Origin of the sequence: Arthrobacter sp. 92, from assembly GCF_050260325.1 — a bacterium.
GTDB lineage: Bacteria > Actinomycetota > Actinomycetes > Actinomycetales > Micrococcaceae > Arthrobacter.
The window spans coordinates 4,015,499-4,031,853 of sequence record NZ_CP189863.1; the positions used below are offsets into that span (position 1 = coordinate 4,015,499).

Consider the following 16,355-nt stretch of genomic DNA (forward strand, 5'->3'; position numbering starts at 1 on the left):
AAGATGACTGCGAATATCTCCGCGCCCATCTCGCCCGCCGTGTCCACCACGAAGGTCTCGACCACCCAGTCGGGCGCCCCTGTTGCCTCCGACGCCCACTCCCAGGCGACCGGCGCCGACGGCGCCATCATCCTGACCGACCACTACCTGATCGAAAAACTCGCACAGTTCAACCGGGAACGCGTGCCGGAGCGCGTAGTGCACGCCAAGGGCGGCGGCGCGTTCGGCACGTTCAAGACCACGGACGACGTCTCCAAGTACACCAAGGCAGCGCTCTTCCAGCCGGGCACCGAGACCGACATGCTCATCCGCTTCTCCTCGGTCGCCGGCGAAGCCGGCTCCCCCGACACCTGGCGCGATCCCCGCGGTTTCGCCGTGAAGTTCTACACCTCCGAGGGCAACTACGACCTCGTGGGCAACAACACCCCGGTCTTCTTCATCCGCGACGGCATCAAGTTCCCGGACTTCATCCACTCGCAGAAGCGTCTCCCGGGCACCCACCTGCGCGACGCGGACATGCAGTGGGACTTCTGGACCCTCTCCCCCGAATCCGCACACCAGGTCACCTGGCTCATGGGCGACCGCGGGCTGCCGGCTTCCTGGCGTGAAATGCAGGGCTACGGCTCGCACACCTACCAGTGGATCAACGCCGAGGGCGAGCGCTTCTGGGTCAAGTACCACTTCAAGTCCAACCAGGGCGTCAAATCGATGACCGGCGAAGAGGCCGAGGCCCTGGCAGGTTCGGATGGCGATTTCTACATCCGCGACCTGCAGGAAAACATCGCCGCCGGCAACTTCCCGTCCTGGGACCTGCACGTCCAGGTCATGCCTTACGAGGACGCCAAGACCTACCGCTTCAATCCGTTCGACCTCACCAAGGTGTGGCCGCACTCGGACTACCCGCTGATCAAGGTGGGCACCATGGAGCTGAACCGCAACCCGGAGAACTACTTCGCGCAGATCGAGCAGGCCACGTTCGCGCCGTCGAACTTCGTGCCGGGCATCGCCGCCTCGCCGGACAAGATGCTGCAGGCCCGCATCTTCTCCTACGCGGACGCACACCGCTACCGCGTGGGCACCAACCACGCCCAGATCCCGGTGAACCAGCCCAAGAACGAGGTCAACAACTACAGCCAGGACGGCGCCGGACGTTTCCACTACAACGCCCCCTCCGTTCCGGTGTACGCACCGAATTCGGCCGGCGGCCCCGCTGCCGTTGAGCCTGCTGTTGCGGGCGGCGGCTGGGAGAACGACGGCGAGCTGACGCTCTCCGCTCACTCCCTGCACGCTGAGGACGGCGACTTCGGCCAGGCCGGGACGCTGTACCGCGAGGTGTACAACGACGGCGAGAAGGCCCGCCTGCTGGACACCGTTACCGGCGCTGTCAGCGGCGTCAAGAACGCCGACATCAAGGAACGCGCCATCCAGTACTGGACCAACGTGGACGCCGAATTCGGCGCCAAGCTGCGCGCCAACCTCGGTGCCGGCCAGGTCGAGTCCGACGCCGAGGCAGCCAACAAGGTCTAAGCTCCCCCAGGGACTGCCCAGCGCCCCGCCGAGGTTTTCCTCGGCGGGGCGCTTTCGTTTTCCACATGGGCAGCAGAGGCTATGGCCTGCAGCTCACCCGGTTCCATAGGATCCGTAAATGAATACTTTCCAAGGCGCTCCCACGTTCCAAGGCATTCCCGCCGCGGCCGCCGCGTTCTACGCCGAACTCGAAGAAAACAACAACCGTGAGTGGTGGCTGGCCCACAAGTCCGGCTACGACGCCTTGGTCAAGGAACCGCTGTCGGCGCTGCTGGCGGAGCTGGAACCGGACTTCGGCCCGGCGAAGCTCTTCAGGCCGTTCCGGGATGTCCGCTTTTCGCAGGACAAGTCGCCCTACAAGACGGCCCAGGGCGCCTTCGCCTCCACCCGGGAAGGCGTGGGCTACTATATCCAGCTCAGCGCCGACGGCCTGCTGGTCGGCGGCGGCTACCATTCCCACACTCCCGCACAGCTCGCCAGGTTCCGGAGTTCCGTCCAAGTCCCGGCCAGCGGGGAGGCCCTCGAGGAGATCGTCACGAACCTGGCCGCGGCCGGCTTCGCCATCGAGGGGGAAAAGCTCAAGACCGTTCCCCGCGGCTTCACCAAAGACCACCCCCGCGCGGAACTCCTCAAGCACAAGTCCCTATCCGCGGCCATGCAGCTTGGGGAACCCGCCTGGCTGTCCACCCCGGAAGCCAGGGAGGAGGTAGCCCGGCGCTGGGAACTGCTCCGCCCGTTAGTGGAGTGGGTCGGCGAACACGCGGCGCCCTAGAAGGCTCGAGGAGCTGCGGCCCGGCGCTGGGAACTGCGGATGCATGAGCCATGGCTGTGCCGCGGATGCAAAAGACCGCCCGCCGATCCTAGGATCGGCGGGCGGAGCAGGTACTGCCGTGCCCGGGGGTCAGGCGCGGGTGAACTCGTCCGTTTTCTCGGCTTTCTCGGCTTTCTCGGCTTTCTCGGCGGGGCCGTTGACAGCGGCCTTCGCCTCGGCGAACTTCTCGTTCAACCGCGAGTGCCTCTGGCCGTACGAGAAGTAGATGATGACTCCGATAACCAGCCAGCCAGCGAAGAAGATCCACGTTTCCACCGCGAGGTTGGTCATCAGGTACAGGCACAGCACGGCGGAAACGATCGGCAGGACTTTCCCGAACGGCACACGGAACGCCGGCTTCAGGTCCGGACGCTTCTTCCGCAGCACCAGAATGCCCAGGCTCACCGTGACGAAGGCGGAAAGCGTGCCAATGTTGATCATTTCCTCCAGCAGGTCCACATTGGTGAGGCCTGCAACCAGGGCGACGGCGGCACCGCAGATGACCTGCAGGCGCGCCGGGGTGGCGCGGATGGTGCTGGTCTTGGACAGTGAGCGCGGCAACAGGCCATCGCGGCTCATGGCCAGGACCACACGGGAGAGTCCCATCAGGAGCACCATGATCACGGTGGTGAGTCCAATGAGGGAACCGAATGCGATGACCTTCGCGGCATCGTTGTTGCCCACCGCCTCGAAGGCGGTGGTGAGGGTCGGGTTCTTGGCCTCGGCCAGCTTCGTGTAGGACACCATGCCGGTCAGGGCAAGGGACACCAGGATGTAGAGCACGGTGACGACCGCCAGTCCGCCGAAAATGCCGCGCGGAAGAGTCTTCTGCGGGTTCTTGACCTCTTCGGCGGAGGTGGCCACCACGTCGAAGCCGATGAACGCGAAGAACACCAGGGCCGCGCCGGCGAAGATGCCAAGTGTCCCATACTGGGCGGGCGCTGCACCTGTGAGGAAGCCGAAGAACGACTGCTTCAGGACGTCGGCGGTTCCTGTGCCGCCGGTGGGCTCGGAGGCCGGCACGAAGGGAGCGTAGTTCTCGAACTTCACGTAGCTGAAGCCGACCACAATAACGAAGAGGACCACGGCGATCTTGATCAGCGTGAAGATGTTGCCGACCCGCGCGGACAGCTTGGTCCCAAGCACGAGCAGCACGGTGAAGATGGCAACGATCAGGAAGGCACCCCAGTAGAGGTCCACGCCGCCCAAAGAGATTGATGGCGGCAGGTCCACGCCTGTCAGCGCGAAGACCTTGCTGAGATAGATGCCCCAGTACTTCGCAATGACGGCGCCGGCCGTGAAGAGTTCAAGGATCAGGTTCCAGCCGATGATCCAGGCGAGGATCTCGCCCATGGTGGCGTACGTGAAGACGTAGGCCGAGCCGGCCACCGGAATTGCCGTGGCAAACTCGGCGTAGCACATGATGGCCAGCGCGCAGGTGACGGCGGCGATGGCGAAGGAGAGGGTCACTGCGGGGCCGGCGAAATTCGCGGCAGCCTTGGCACCGACCGAGAAGATTCCGGCGCCGACGGCAACGGCGACGCCCATGATCATCAGGTCCCACGAGCTCAGCGAACGCTTCAGCTTGCGCCCGGGCTCATCGGCGTCAGCCATGGACTGCTCGATGGTTTTGGTCCGGAAAAGGTTCATTGGAAAGTCCACAATCTCGATAGCTTGCTGGAAACAGACCTATCTATCGTAGTGTCCATCCACTGGACGGCCCGACTTGTCCCACATCGTGAGACGCGAAGGTGGGCCGCACCGGCAGTCCCCCGGCGCGAACGAACACTTGAGGCCCCTCTCACGAGGGGCCTCAAGTGTTCGTTCGCGCTGTTGGGAGCTCCGGCTCAGGCCGGCCAGTCCATCAGCGTTGATCGGATCAGGAACCGCTTGCCCTCAGGCGCTTCAACGGAGAACCCGCTCCCGCGTCCGGGGACCACGTCCACTGTCAGGTGGGTGTGGCTCCAGTAGCTGAACTGCTCCCGGGACATCCAGAACTCGACGGGCTGGGGCTGCACGCCGTCGGCGATGTCGAACAGCCCCAGGAGGACATCCGCATCAGCGGTGATGAACTCCCCGGCCGGATAGCACATGGGCGAGGAACCGTCGCAGCAGCCTCCCGACTGATGGAACATCAACGGCCCGTGCCGGGTCCACAATTTCCTGAGCAGCTCCACCGCCTCGGGAGTGAGTGCCACCCTGGAAACATCCTCTCCGGGTAGCGTCACCGCCGCGTCAAGCCTCGTCTCCGTCATCGGAACGCCTTGGCCGTCAGTACTTGATGACGACGCGGCCGTCGATCTTGGCATGCTTCATCTCGTCAAGAACCGCGTTGACCTCGGAGAGTTCCCTGGTGGACACCGTGGGGTGGATCTTGCCCTCTGCATAGAATTCGAGGGCCTCCTCAAGGTCCTGTCGCGTCCCCACGATGGAACCGCGGACCGTCAGGCCCTTGAGCACGATCTCAAAAATCGGCGCCGGGAAGTCTCCGGGCGGAAGCCCATTGAACACGATGGTTCCGCCGCGGCGGGCCATGCCGATCGCCTGGCCGAACGCCGACGGGTGTACGGCCGTGACCAGCACGCCGTGGCAGCCGCCCGTTTCACGCTGGATGACTTCGGCAGGGTCCTCATGCAGGGCATTGACTGTCAGCTCCGCACCGTGCTTCTTGGCCAGGGCCAGCTTGTCGTCGGCGATGTCCACCGCGGCCACGCGCAGGCCCATGGCAACCGCGTACTGGACCGCAATATGCCCCAGTCCGCCGATGCCGGAGATGGTGACCCACTGGCCGGGCCGCGCTTCTGTCATCTTCAGGCCCTTGTAGACCGTGACGCCGGCGCAAAGCACCGGGGCCACCTCCACCGGGTCCGAACCGGCTGGAATGCGTGCTGCGAAGCGCGCGTCCACCAGCATGTACTCGCCGAAGGAGCCGTCAACGCTGTAGCCGGCGTTCTTCTGCGCCTCGCACAGCGTTTCCCAACCTGTCCTGCAGTACTGGCAGTCGCCGCATGCTGACCAAAGCCAGGCGTTGCCCACGAGGTCTCCGACCGCAAGGTCCGTGACGCCTTCTCCCAGGGCAACCACTTCGCCCACTCCTTCGTGTCCTGGAATGAAGGGCGGTGACGGCTTGACCGGCCAGTCACCCTCCGCCGCGTGGAGGTCGGTGTGACAGACACCCGTGGTAATGACCTTGACCAGTGCCTCGCCGCGCCCGGGGGTGGGAACGGGGAGGGTCTGGATCTGGAGGTCCTTGCCGAATTCAGTTACTACTGCTGCTTGCATTGTCGTCGTCATTGGCGAAATCCTTGCGTAGTTTTGTGGAGTAGTGATGGTTTGGTGTGCTCCCGTGGGGTGACGGGTGGCACTGCCTTCCTGAGGGGTGGCCAGGCGTGGTGCGGGTGGGGACGGATCGGTACTCATCCGTCCCCACCCGGGTTTAGTGCGGCTTAGAAGAAGCCGAGCTTGTTCTCGTTGTAGCTGACCAGGAGGTTCTTGGTCTGCTGGTAGTGGTCCAGCATCATGGCGTGGTTCTCACGTCCGATACCGGAGGACTTGTACCCGCCGAACGCGGCGCCCGCCGGGTAGGCGTGGTAGTTGTTGACCCACACCCGGCCGGCCTGGATCTCGCGGCCGGCCCGGTAGGCGACGTTGCCGTTGCGGGACCAGACGCCGGCGCCGAGCCCGTAGAGCGTGTCGTTGGCGATGCCCATGGCGTCGTTGTAGTCGCTGAAGCGGGTCACGGAGACGACGGGGCCGAAGATTTCCTCCTGGAAGATCCGCATCTTGTTGTGGCCCTCGAAGATGGTGGGCTGGACGTAGTAGCCGCCGGCCAGGTCACCTTCCAGCTGGGCGCGGGCGCCGCCGGTGAGGATCTTGGCGCCCTCCTGCTTGCCGATGTCGATGTAGGAGAGGATCTTTTCCAGCTGGTCGTTGGAGGCCTGGGCGCCGAGCTGGGTTTCGGTGTCCAGCGGGTTGCCCTGGATGATCTTTTCCACGCGGGCCACGGCGTCGGCCATGAAGGAATCGTAAATGCCTTCCTGGACCAGGGCGCGGGACGGGCACGTGCAGACCTCGCCCTGGTTGAAGGCGAAGAGCGTAAAGCCTTCCTGCGCCTTGTCGTAGAACGCGTCGTTGGTGTCGGCAACGTCGTTGAAGAAGATGTTCGGGCTCTTGCCGCCCAGTTCAAGCGTGACCGGGATGAGGTTCTGGCTGGCGTACTGGCTGATCAGGCGGCCGGTGGAGGTTTCACCCGTAAAGGCGATCTTGCGGATCCGGGGGCTGGACGCCAGCGGCTTGCCGGCCTCGACGCCGAAGCCGTTGACAACGTTGAGGACGCCGGCCGGCAGCAGGTCGCCGATGAGTTCCATCAGCACCAGGATCGAGGACGGGGTCTGCTCCGCCGGCTTGAGGACGACGGCGTTGCCGGCGGCGAGCGCCGGGGCAAGCTTCCAGACGGCCATCAGGATCGGGAAGTTCCAGGGAATGATCTGGCCCACGACGCCAAGCGGCTCATGGAAGTGGTACGCGGTGGTGTCCTCGTCGAGCTGGGACAGCCGGCCCTCCTGGGCGCGGACCGCGGAGGCGAAGTAGCGGAAGTGGTCGGCGGCGAGCGGGATGTCCGCGTTCAGGGTTTCGCGGATCGGCTTGCCGTTGTCCCAGGACTCGGCGACGGCGAGCATCTCGAGGTTCTCGTCGATGCGGTCGGCGATCTTGTTCAGGATCGCGGCGCGCTCGGCCACGGAGGTCTTGCCCCAGGACGGAGCGACCTTGTGGGCGGCGTCCAGCGCCAACTCAATATCCTCCGCGGTGCCGCGTGCCACTTCACAGAACGCCTTGCCGGTGACGGGAGTGATGTTCTCGAAGTACTGACCCTTGACCGGGGCAACCCATTCGCCGCCGATCCAGTTCTCGTAGCGGTCCTTGAAGGTGACCTTCGAACCCTCGGTACCGGGCTGTGCGTAGACAGTCATTGCTAGCTCCTTTGCTGTGCAAGAGTATTGGCGGCCTGATACTGGCGGTCGCCGTTGCTCTCAGCGTAGGAGTGGGGAGGTTGCAGTCAGGTTGCAGCCCGGGGCCACGCATGCGGGGTTCCCCGGCCGAGCTTGCGAGGCCAAGGGGCAGGTGGGGAGGGATCAGCTTACGCCCGGCCTGCGGTGCCTGACTTGCGCCGGTCGGCCGGCGGGTTCAGGCGCTCAGTTCGGATTCCAGCCGTTCAAGGTCGGCGACGACGGCGGCCCGCTTCGGCGAGCGCGCCGGCAGCAGCTTCAGCGCGGCGATACGGACGTCCACGTCGTCCCTCGCCTCCGGCAGTTCGGCGTATTTCAGCAGCGATTCGGCGCTGCCATCGGTCAGCACGGCTTCGCGGAGCAGCGAGGAGACCCGGTTCCGGAGTTCAACGATCCCCGGCGCCTCCGAACGCGGCAGCACCGCTCCGCGGTAGATTTCCAGGGCGATGCGGTGCGCGCCGCGGCTGAGGCAGTTCAACACCTGGCCGCAGTCAGGCGCCAGGTCCATGCCCAGTTTGTAGGGCCGCGATTGCGGCACCGCAGCCGGATTGAGGTTCAGTAGGATCTTGCGCAGGCGCACCATTTCCGCCCGCAGCGTCATGGTGGAGCTCTCCCCCGAATACAGGAGCATGCTCAATTCATCCGCGCTGAGTCCATCAGGGTGGGTGCTGAGCAGGGCGAGGATCTCGCTGTGCCGGGCGGACAACGGAACGGTCCGGCCCTCAATGCTCAGCAATGCCTGGTCCCTGCCCAGGAGCTGCAGGCTGTTCCGGTACAGGCTGCCTTCCCTGACTGCGCCGGAGGAGGCTGCGGAACCGGAGGCCCGCCGTCGTGCGGGCGCTTGCGAGCGGGATGCCGCCAGCTGGAGCCGTTCCACCCTGAGTTGCGCCTGGGCGGCCGCAACAGTGGCCTCGACGAGGGACAGCGTGTGCGGGGCAACCGCGGATTCCGTGCCGGTAATGTCCACCACCCCCAGCAGGGCCCCTGAATCAGGATCGTGGAAGGGCACCGCGGTGCAGCTCCATGGGTGGACGGAGCGTTTGTAGTGCTCGGCACCGGAGATCTGGATGCTGCGGCCCAGCGCCAGGGCGGTGCCCGGAGCGCTGGTGCCCACGGTTGCCTCGGACCAGTCGGCGCCCGGAACGAACATCATGCCCTCGGCCCGCCGCTGCATAACGGGATCGCCTTCCACCCACAACAGCCGGCCCACGGCGTCCCCGACGGCCACCAGCAGCCCGCTCTCGTGGCTGGGCAGGACCAGCAGCTTATGGATGACGGGCATAACGGCCGCCAGCGGATGCTGACGCCGGTACTCCTCAAGCTCTACGCTGTCCATGGCGAGCGGCGCCTCGGGCAGATCCGGGTTCGCGTGCAGTTGCGCGGACCGCTGCCACGATTCCCGGATGAGGCTGCGCAGGCCCGGGATCTCCTGGGCTGGCGTCAAGGCCAGCGCGTCGCCCTCCCCGTGTATGTCGAGGTACTCGTGCCCTGCGAGCGCATACCGCTGGACCAGCGCCGCCGCGTCTCCGCCGGGTGCTGTTGGGTGGATTAGGTTCCTCATCGAACTCCCACGTACGTGCTCTGTTGCATGCCCGATTACCGGGCGCGGCTCATCTGCGGCTGCGCTCCGTCCGGCAAGTCTAGCGGCGCTGCCTCAGCCGGGCCAGAGTCCGAAGGGCCTGAGATCGTCCTCAGCCGGTCGAATCGCGGGAGATCCGGATCATGTCCTCGCGGGGCACCACCTTGACCCGCTGCCGCACCACGCCGGTATCCGACTTCTCCTCAGTCCAGGCCGCACCCAAGGCCTCCTCGTGGGCATCCAGCCGGTTCCAGCCCTCCCACGTGGTGTATTCGACGCCGCGTTCTTCGAGCAGGTCGATGATGGCCTGTGGATCCGGGTTCGGCGCCCGCGGAAGAGTGAGCCTGTCCTCGAGGAGGCAGCCGATGGTCTCCAGGGCATCGCCCTTGGTGTGCCCGATCAGGCCAACGGGTCCGCGCTTGATCCACCCGGTGGCGTAGACACCTGGCACGGGCTTGCCTGCGGCATCCAAGACCCGGCCGCCCTCGTTGGGGATCACGCCGTTCTCTTCATCGTATTCGAGCTCGTCCAGCGGGGAACCGTGGTAGCCGATGGCCCGGTATACAGCCTGCACCGGGTAGTCGATGAAATCCCCCGTGCCCTTGACGTGGCCGGTTCCGTCCAGTTGCATTCGCTCAAACTTGATCCCCGCCACGTGGCCGGAGCCGCTGGTGTTGCCGTCGGCGTCGTGGATTTCCACCGGGCTGTGCAGGAAGTGCAGGTGCAGGCGGCGGGAGGACGGGGCCTCGGACTCGGCGTGTTCCTCCACCAGCCAGTTGGTCATGGTGTTGACCATCGTCTTGATCTGGTTGTTGCTGCGAATGGCTTCCTCGGACGCTTCATCGAATTCGAAGTCCTCCGGGTACAGCACAATGTCGACGTCCTTGGCATGGCTCAGCTCGCGCAGTTCCAGCGGGGTGAACTTGACCTGGGCCGGGCCGCGCCGGCCGAACACGTGCACGTCGGTGACCGGTGAACCTTTCAAGGTCTGGTAGACGTTGTCCGGAATTTCGGTGGTCAACAGCTCGTCGGCGTGCTTGACCAGCATCCGCGCCACGTCCAGGGCCACGTTGCCGTTGCCGATCACGGCGATCTCCTTGGCCTCCAGGGGCCACTCCCGCGGCACGTCCGGGTGGCCGTCATACCAGGAGACAAAATCCGCTCCGCCGAAGGACCCCGCAAGCTCGACGCCGGGCACGTTGAGGTCGGCGTCTTTGACGGCCCCGGTGGAAAAGATCACTGCGTCGTAGAGGGCGCGGATGTCATGGAGCTGAAGGTCGCGCCCGTAGGTGACGTTGCCCAGGAAGCGGATGTCGCCGCGGTCCAGCACCTTGTGCAGGGCGTTGACGATGCCCTTGATGCGGGGATGGTCGGGGGCGACGCCGTAGCGGATGAGGCCGTACGGCGCGGGGTAGGCCTCGAAGAGGTCAATGCTGACCTCGAAATCACCGTCTTTGACCTCATTGGACTTGGTCAGGATGTCCGCTGCGTAGACGCCGGCCGGCCCGGCGCCGACGATCGCCACGCGGAGCGGACGTTTGGAGGTGGTTTCGGCCGAGTTGGACACGGGGAGCCCTTCTGAAACTGAGAGACTGCGCCTGGTCACTTAGCGCACCGTCCCTTATTCTAAATGTCCGCGCCGTCCGGAGCGGAAAGACGTGACTCAAATCGCCTTCGACCTCAACCGGCCTTTCCCATCGCCACCACCTCACCCTCGCGGTAGAGCAGGGCCCGGAGCTCGGATTCGGCCGAGTCCGCCCGTTTGGGGTCAATGGTTTCCCCGGCCGCGTAATGGTCCAGCAGCCGGGGGTCCACATAGCTCTTCCGCGCGATCGACGGCGTGTTCCCGAGCACCGCGGCGGCGTCCTGCATGGCAGCGCCGATGGCCTTCTTCCTCGCAGCCGCTGTCTTCTGCGGGCCGGTCCTCGCCAGGCTCACGGCGGCGGCCACGGTACCCCGCAGCGTGCGGAAGTCCTTGGCCGTGAAGTCGTCACCGGTGCGCTCCTTCACGTACCCGTTGATCTCCGCACTGCTGACCGGGTGCCAGCTGCGGCCGTTCTTGTAGGCGAGCAGGCGGGCGTTTCCGCCGCGTCGCTTCAGCCTCCGGACCAGGGCCGCGAGATCGGCGTCGGTCATCTCCGAGTCCCAGTTCTTGCCGCTCTTGGCGGGAAAGCTGAGCAGGAGGCTGTCCCGCCGGACCTTAACGTGGGCGCAGAGGAGCGTTGCAAGGCCGTGGCTGCCGTTCTCGTTCGTGTACCGCTCGGAGCCCACCCGCAGCGATCCGGTATCGAGCATCCTGAAGGCCGCCGCGAGGACGCGTTCCCGTGAGAATCCGTCGCCGCGCAGGTCCAGGGTGACCCGCCGTCGGGCCGCGGGCAACGATTCGGCAAGTTGGAGGGCGCGGTCGAACTTCAGCCGGTCCTTCTTCTCACGCCACGCAGGGTGATAGATGTACTGCCTGCGCCCAACGGCGTCGAGCCCCGTGGCCTGGATGTGGCCGTTCTCGTAGGGCGCGATCCATACGTCCGTCCAGGCCGGCGGTATTCCGATGCTTTCCAACCGGTCCCGCAACGGGCCCGGAGGCAGCGTGGAACCGTCCAGGTCCCGGTAACTGAAGCCGGCGCCGGCAGCTACGCGCCGGTAGCCACGGCCCGAGGCGTTGCTGTGCCGGAGCCTCACAGAACGATTTCCTGCTTGCGATGCGCGTTCATAATGGTAAGCATACTGACCAACACGCCGCGGTGGCACGGTTTCCGCGCAGACTCACCCTTGCGATCACGGAATAGGTGCCCACAAGGTGGTGTTATGGATCGTGTGCCTACACCCGATGGAACCCCCGCCTCAGCTGTCCTGAAGTCTTCCGTTGCCCCGGCGCCCGCGGGCGGACCCCGCGGCCACCCGCCACGGACCCCGGCCCCGCTTAAGGCCGTGGATAAGGAGACGACGGCGGGAGTCCTCTTTGGCATCGGCGCCTACGGACTCTGGGGTCTGCTGCCCCTCTACTTCTTTGCGTTGCAGCCAGCAGGGGCGATCGAGATTGTGGCGAATCGGGTGGTGTGGTCACTGTTGTTCTGCACCCTGCTGATCACGGTCACCCGTTCCTGGCGGGTCCTTGGAGCCGGCTTCCGCGACCGCACCGTCCTGCTCACTCTGTCCATCGCCGCTGCACTGATCGCAGTTAACTGGCTCACCTACACCTACGGCGTGACCACCGGCCAGGCGGTGGAAGCCTCGCTGGGATATTTCATCAACCCCCTGGTCTCGGTGCTCATCGGGGTCTTTGTCCTCAAGGAGAAGCTGCGTCCCCTGCAGTGGGCCGCCGTCGGAATTGGTTTTATTGCCGTGGTGGTCCTGACCTTCTCCTACGGCAAGTTGCCATGGATCGCGCTGACCCTGGCGTTTAGTTTCGGGCTGTACGGTTTCGTCAAGAAGCGCATCGGGCCCAGGGCGGACGCCATCACCAGCCTCACCATGGAGACCGTGGTGCTGACCCCCCTGGCCGCGGCGACCATGATTTTCCTGGCGGTCAGCGGTACCGCCACCCTGGGCGCCAACGGTGCCGGACATTTCTGGCTCCTGGCGGCGTCCGGCATCATCACGGCAGTGCCGCTCCTTTTCTTCGGCGCTTCGGCCCGCCGCCTGCCCATGACCACCATCGGCCTGCTGCAGTATTTCGCTCCCGTGCTGCAGTTCATCGTGGCCCTGACCGTGTTCAAGGAAACCATGACCGCGGACCGTTGGATCGGCTTCGGCGTGGTCTGGCTGGCGCTGGTGGTGCTCACCGTTGACATGCTCGCCGTCGCCCGTCGGAGCTCGGTGGCCCGCAGGCTGGCCCGGAAGGAAGCGCGAACGGGCACTTAAGCCCCACCAGCCCGAACGGACACTTGAGCACCCCGGGGCTCACGTGTCCGTTCGCGCTCACTCCCCGGGGCTCACGTGTCCGTTCGCGCTCAGGCCTGGTGCCGGGCAGCGTGTTCGGGGTGTGAATCCACCCGCTGATATTCGCGCGGGATGACCAGCATGGGCACGGGGAGGGCGCGGAGGACCTTGTTGGCGGTGCTGCCGATGAAGAGCTTGTTCCTCTCGGCAAGGCGCGAGGAACCCACGATCATGACCTCGCCGTCGTCCCATTCGAGATCGTCAATGCATTCCTCGATGGTGCGGCCATGGGCCACCTCAACGCTGACTTTATGGCCTTCCGGAAGCCGGTGGGCCGCTTCCGTGAGGACGGTGTTGGCATGGATATGGGCGGCGTTGACCACTTCTCCACTGTCGCCCTCGGCATCCAGTTCCACGAGGGAGACCAGGCGCAGCGGAACGCTCCGGCGCATGGCGGATTCGATGGCAATATCGATTGCGGCCTCGGCGCCTGCCCGCATCCCCACGGCCAGGGTCAGCCGCGTGATCGGCTCGGTGCGGCGGTATCCGCGCGGAGCCAGCGCCACCGGCACCGGGGAGGCGTGCAGGAGGGCATTGGCCACGCTGCCCACGGTGTGCCGCTTGAACAGCCCGCTGCTGGCCGCACCCACAACAATGAGCCCGGCCTGGTACTCCACGGCGGCGTCGATGAGCCCCGCCGCGAAGGAATCGGCCTCGCGCACATGGAACTCCACGCTGAGCTCTTCCGGAACGAGCTTGAGTCCTTCCCGCTGCGTGGTCAAAACCGCCTGCTCCTCGGCTTTGGCCCGCCCGCCGGGGAGGTGCGGTGCGCCCTTGTCCAGGACGTAAACGAGGTCCAGATGCGCATCCTGTGCCCGCGCCATCGCGGTGGCCAGCGCTACCGCGTCCGCGCCGCGGTCATTGGGTGTGTAGCCAACTATGTATCGCATACGTGAAACCCCTTAGTGGGTCTGGTACAGATTCCAGCGTAGCTCCCGGATCCGGGCGACGTCGGCCGGTCTGCGCTCCTGCAGTGGTAGTGATGACTCTAGCCCAGAAAGCCCTGGTCAGGGGTGACTTTCGGCCCTTCGAGGCCGCGGTTTCACGGCCCTAGACTGTCCGGAACGAGGGGAGACCACCGTGAGTGAAAGAGACGGACGCACACCGGCCTTTTGGAAGCATTGCGGCAGGCTTGGGCTGATTCCCCTTCTGGCGGCCCTGGCGGCGTGCAGTCCCCCGGCGCCGCAACCCGGCGCGACTGCCACCGGACAACCAAGCTCCACGGCAAGCTCGACGGCGTCATCCACGGGTTCGCCGACGTCCTCCCAGCAGGCGAGCCAGCAGGCGACGCCGCCGGCTGATTCGGACGAAACCACTCCGCCGAAGTCCGATGACAAGGTAATTTCCTCGAAGATCAGCCAGGATTGGGCATGGCCCGGGCCCGGCAGTCCGTTCAAGGTGGCCCATCCGCTGACACCACCCATTGCGCCCCCGCCAGAGCCGCCGCTGCCGTACCTTTACAACATCGGCGCCGGGGAACATCCGGCCGACAACCCGCCCTACGACCAGCTGAGCTTCCGGTTCAAAGGCGCCTTCCCCAACTATGAGATCGAATACGTGCCAGAGCTGATCCAGGACGGGAGCGGAAAGACCATCCCCATGCCGGGCACCGCCAGCATCCTCCGGGTGGTTTTCCACAGTGCTCAGGCCCACTCAGAGGACGGTAAGTCCAGCATTGTCTCGGCGCCCCCTGAATCGGTCGGCTACAAGGCAATCTCCAGCTATGTCCAGGCAGGTGACTTCGAAGGCTATGTCAGTTATGGGATAGGCGTCGGACGGCCCTCGGCCGCCGCTCCCCAGACGAAGGCCAGGGTGTATGAGGTGGAGAAGATCGAACAGGGCCAGCACCTCTTCGTTGTGGCCGTCCAACTCGACGCGACGCCGTGGAAGTGACTTCCGGGCATTGAGGGACAGCGCGACGGCGGTAACGCCCGGTAACGCCAGAAGAGCCGCAGAGGATTGGTCTGCGGCTCTTCCCTGTTCACGGGGACCGGGGATTGCCCGTCCCGGTGGTTCTTCCTAGGCGTGCGCCTTGATGGCGGCGGCCAGGACCTCGAGGCCGTCCAGCAGCAGCTCGTCGCCGATGACCAGCGGCGGCAGCAGCCGGATGACGTTGCCGTAGGTGCCGCAGGTAAGGATGATGACGCCTTCCTGCAGGCACGCGGCCGCCACGGCCTTGGTCAGTTCCGGGTTCGGCTCCTTGGAACCGGCCTGGACCAGTTCGATCGCCAGCATGGCGCCGCGGCCGCGGACGTCACCGATCACGGAACTGTCCCCAAGCTCAGTTGCCAGGTCACGCAGCTTGCCCACGGCGATCTCCTCGATGTGCCGGGCACGGCCGATGAGGTCGTACTCCTCCATGGAGCCGATGGCGGCCAGCGCGGCGGCGCAGGCAACCGGGTTACCGCCGTAGGTGCCGCCCAGGCCACCGGGGTGGACGGCGTCGAGCAGGTCCGCGCGGCCTGTGATGGCCGAAAGCGGCATGCCGCCGGCGATTCCCTTGGCCATGGTGATGATGTCCGGGATGACGCCTTCGTGGTTCACGGCGAACCATTCGCCGGTGCGGCAGAAGCCGGACTGGACCTCGTCGGCGATGAAGACGATGCCCTTGTCCTTGGCCCACGCGGCCAGCGCCGGCAGGAAGCCTTCGGCCGGGACGATGAACCCGCCCTCCCCCTGGATCGGCTCGATGATGATCGCCGCGACCTGCTCGCCGCCGATCTGCTTCTCGATCATGGTGATGGCGCGCTTGGCGGCCTCGGCACCGGTGATCGAGGGGTTTTCCTCGCGGAAGGGGTAGCTCATGGGCATGCGGTAGACCTCGGGCGCGAACGGGCCGAAATTGGTCTTGTACGGCATGGCCTTGGCGGTCAGCGCCATGGTCAGGTTGGTGCGGCCGTGGTAGGCGTGGTCAAAGGCGACGACGGCGTCACGTCCAGTGGCGAGGCGGGCCACCTTGACGGCATTTTCCACAGCCTCCGCGCCGGAGTTGAACAGCACCGTGCGCTTCTCGTGGTCGCCCGGGGTGAGCCGGTTCAGCTGCTCGGCGACGGCGACGTAGCCCTCATAGGGGGTGACCATGAAGCACGTGTGCGTGAAGTGCTCCACGGCTTCCTTCACTGCACCGACGACGGCGGGGTCGGAGGCGCCCACGCTGGTCACGGCGATGCCTGAACCAAGGTCGATGAAGGAGTTGCCGTCCACGTCGTGGATGATGCCGCCGTCGGCGTCGGCAACAAAAACAGGAACACTCGACGCGACCCCCGAGGCAACCACTGCCTTGCGGCGCTCGGTCAGGGCCAGGGACTTCGGGCCGGGGAAGTCCGCCTGAACGCGGCGCTTCTGCTCGAGACGGTAAGTGATTTCATGGGCGGTAGCAGTCATGGGAAATGCCTTTCTGGTGGATGCCGGTCCGGGTCTCGACAAGTTCGACCACCGGGAGGGAGAGGTGGGGCGTGGGGGCGTGTGCAGGGGTTATTCGGCAGGCTTGTGC

General features: G+C 65.6%; 13 protein-coding genes. 4 read left to right on the plus strand and 9 right to left on the minus strand.

From position 1 onward, the window contains the following. The first annotated feature begins 3 nt into the window (after positions 1–3). Together ACP4XC_RS18635 and ACP4XC_RS18640 are read left to right on the plus strand one after the other, a co-directional pair. The gene (locus ACP4XC_RS18635; RefSeq protein ID WP_427172191.1) at positions 4–1,527 is read left to right on the plus strand and encodes a catalase; all 1,524 of its coding nucleotides are present in this window, start codon (positions 4–6) and stop codon (positions 1,525–1,527) included. 118 nt (positions 1,528–1,645) lie between these two features. Continuing rightward, positions 1,646–2,299: a DUF2461 domain-containing protein gene (locus tag ACP4XC_RS18640; protein ID WP_427172192.1), complete on the plus strand. Its 654-nt coding sequence runs from the start codon at positions 1,646–1,648 to the stop codon at positions 2,297–2,299. Between the two features lie 129 nt (positions 2,300–2,428). Here ACP4XC_RS18640 and ACP4XC_RS18645 read toward each other — a convergent pair whose 3' ends face one another. From ACP4XC_RS18645 to ACP4XC_RS18675, 7 genes are all read right to left on the minus strand, one after another. Further along, the gene (locus ACP4XC_RS18645; RefSeq protein WP_427172193.1) at positions 2,429–3,988 is read right to left on the minus strand and encodes an amino acid permease; all 1,560 of its coding nucleotides are present in this window, start codon (positions 3,986–3,988) and stop codon (positions 2,429–2,431) included. Between the two features lie 197 nt (positions 3,989–4,185). Continuing rightward, the gene (locus tag ACP4XC_RS18650) at positions 4,186–4,593 is read right to left on the minus strand and encodes a DUF779 domain-containing protein (RefSeq protein ID WP_427172194.1); all 408 of its coding nucleotides are present in this window, start codon (positions 4,591–4,593) and stop codon (positions 4,186–4,188) included. A gap of 16 nt (positions 4,594–4,609) precedes the next feature. Then, the gene (adhP, locus tag ACP4XC_RS18655; RefSeq protein ID WP_427172195.1) at positions 4,610–5,632 is read right to left on the minus strand and encodes an alcohol dehydrogenase AdhP; all 1,023 of its coding nucleotides are present in this window, start codon (positions 5,630–5,632) and stop codon (positions 4,610–4,612) included. Positions 5,633–5,784: 152 nt separating this feature from the next. Beyond that, the gene (gene exaC, locus ACP4XC_RS18660) at positions 5,785–7,308 is read right to left on the minus strand and encodes an acetaldehyde dehydrogenase ExaC (protein WP_427172196.1); all 1,524 of its coding nucleotides are present in this window, start codon (positions 7,306–7,308) and stop codon (positions 5,785–5,787) included. A gap of 214 nt (positions 7,309–7,522) precedes the next feature. After that, positions 7,523–8,905, minus strand: coding sequence for a GAF domain-containing protein (locus ACP4XC_RS18665; RefSeq protein WP_427172197.1), 1,383 nt, complete (start codon positions 8,903–8,905; stop codon positions 7,523–7,525). Between the two features lie 130 nt (positions 8,906–9,035). Next, positions 9,036–10,490 (minus strand): FAD-dependent oxidoreductase, encoded by a 1,455-nt coding sequence (locus tag ACP4XC_RS18670; protein WP_427172198.1) that lies wholly within the window; start codon positions 10,488–10,490, stop codon positions 9,036–9,038. 113 nt (positions 10,491–10,603) lie between these two features. Next, positions 10,604–11,602, minus strand: coding sequence for a DNA topoisomerase IB (locus tag ACP4XC_RS18675; RefSeq protein ID WP_427172199.1), 999 nt, complete (start codon positions 11,600–11,602; stop codon positions 10,604–10,606). Positions 11,603–11,728: 126 nt separating this feature from the next. Between ACP4XC_RS18675 and rarD the strand changes: the two genes are divergently transcribed. Further along, positions 11,729–12,784 (plus strand): EamA family transporter RarD, encoded by a 1,056-nt coding sequence (gene rarD / locus ACP4XC_RS18680; protein ID WP_427172200.1) that lies wholly within the window; start codon positions 11,729–11,731, stop codon positions 12,782–12,784. Positions 12,785–12,873: 89 nt separating this feature from the next. Here rarD and ACP4XC_RS18685 read toward each other — a convergent pair whose 3' ends face one another. After that, a complete protein-coding gene (locus ACP4XC_RS18685) occupies positions 12,874–13,752 on the minus strand; it encodes a universal stress protein (protein ID WP_427172201.1) in 879 nt (292 codons plus the stop codon). Positions 13,753–13,942: 190 nt separating this feature from the next. Here ACP4XC_RS18685 and ACP4XC_RS18690 point away from each other — a divergent pair, with 190 nt between their 5' ends. Then, entirely contained in the window at positions 13,943–14,755 is an 813-nt protein-coding gene (locus ACP4XC_RS18690) for an AMIN-like domain-containing (lipo)protein (RefSeq protein ID WP_427172202.1), read from the plus strand. A gap of 126 nt (positions 14,756–14,881) precedes the next feature. Here the strand turns inward: ACP4XC_RS18690 and gabT are convergent, their stop codons facing one another. After that, complete coding sequence (gene gabT / locus ACP4XC_RS18695; RefSeq protein ID WP_427172203.1) at positions 14,882–16,246, minus strand: 4-aminobutyrate--2-oxoglutarate transaminase; 1,365 nt, start codon at positions 16,244–16,246, stop codon at positions 14,882–14,884. Between the last annotated feature and the right edge of the window lie 109 nt (positions 16,247–16,355).

Bases quoted from the DNA above. Each gene is read 5' to 3' on its own strand.
- ACP4XC_RS18645 (WP_427172193.1), bottom strand. From the start codon at position 3,988: ATGAACCTTTTCCGGACCAAAACCATCGAGCAGTCCATGGCTGACGCC.
- rarD (WP_427172200.1), top strand. From the start codon at position 11,729: ATGGATCGTGTGCCTACACCCGATGGAACCCCCGCCTCAGCTGTCCTG.
- ACP4XC_RS18665 (WP_427172197.1), bottom strand. From the start codon at position 8,905: ATGAGGAACCTAATCCACCCAACAGCACCCGGCGGAGACGCGGCGGCG.
- ACP4XC_RS18685 (WP_427172201.1), bottom strand. From the start codon at position 13,752: ATGCGATACATAGTTGGCTACACACCCAATGACCGCGGCGCGGACGCG.
- ACP4XC_RS18635 (WP_427172191.1), top strand. From the start codon at position 4: ATGACTGCGAATATCTCCGCGCCCATCTCGCCCGCCGTGTCCACCACG.
- ACP4XC_RS18650 (WP_427172194.1), bottom strand. From the start codon at position 4,593: ATGACGGAGACGAGGCTTGACGCGGCGGTGACGCTACCCGGAGAGGAT.
- gabT (WP_427172203.1), bottom strand. From the start codon at position 16,246: ATGACTGCTACCGCCCATGAAATCACTTACCGTCTCGAGCAGAAGCGC.
- adhP (WP_427172195.1), bottom strand. From the start codon at position 5,632: ATGACGACGACAATGCAAGCAGCAGTAGTAACTGAATTCGGCAAGGAC.
- exaC (WP_427172196.1), bottom strand. From the start codon at position 7,308: ATGACTGTCTACGCACAGCCCGGTACCGAGGGTTCGAAGGTCACCTTC.
- ACP4XC_RS18640 (WP_427172192.1), top strand. From the start codon at position 1,646: ATGAATACTTTCCAAGGCGCTCCCACGTTCCAAGGCATTCCCGCCGCG.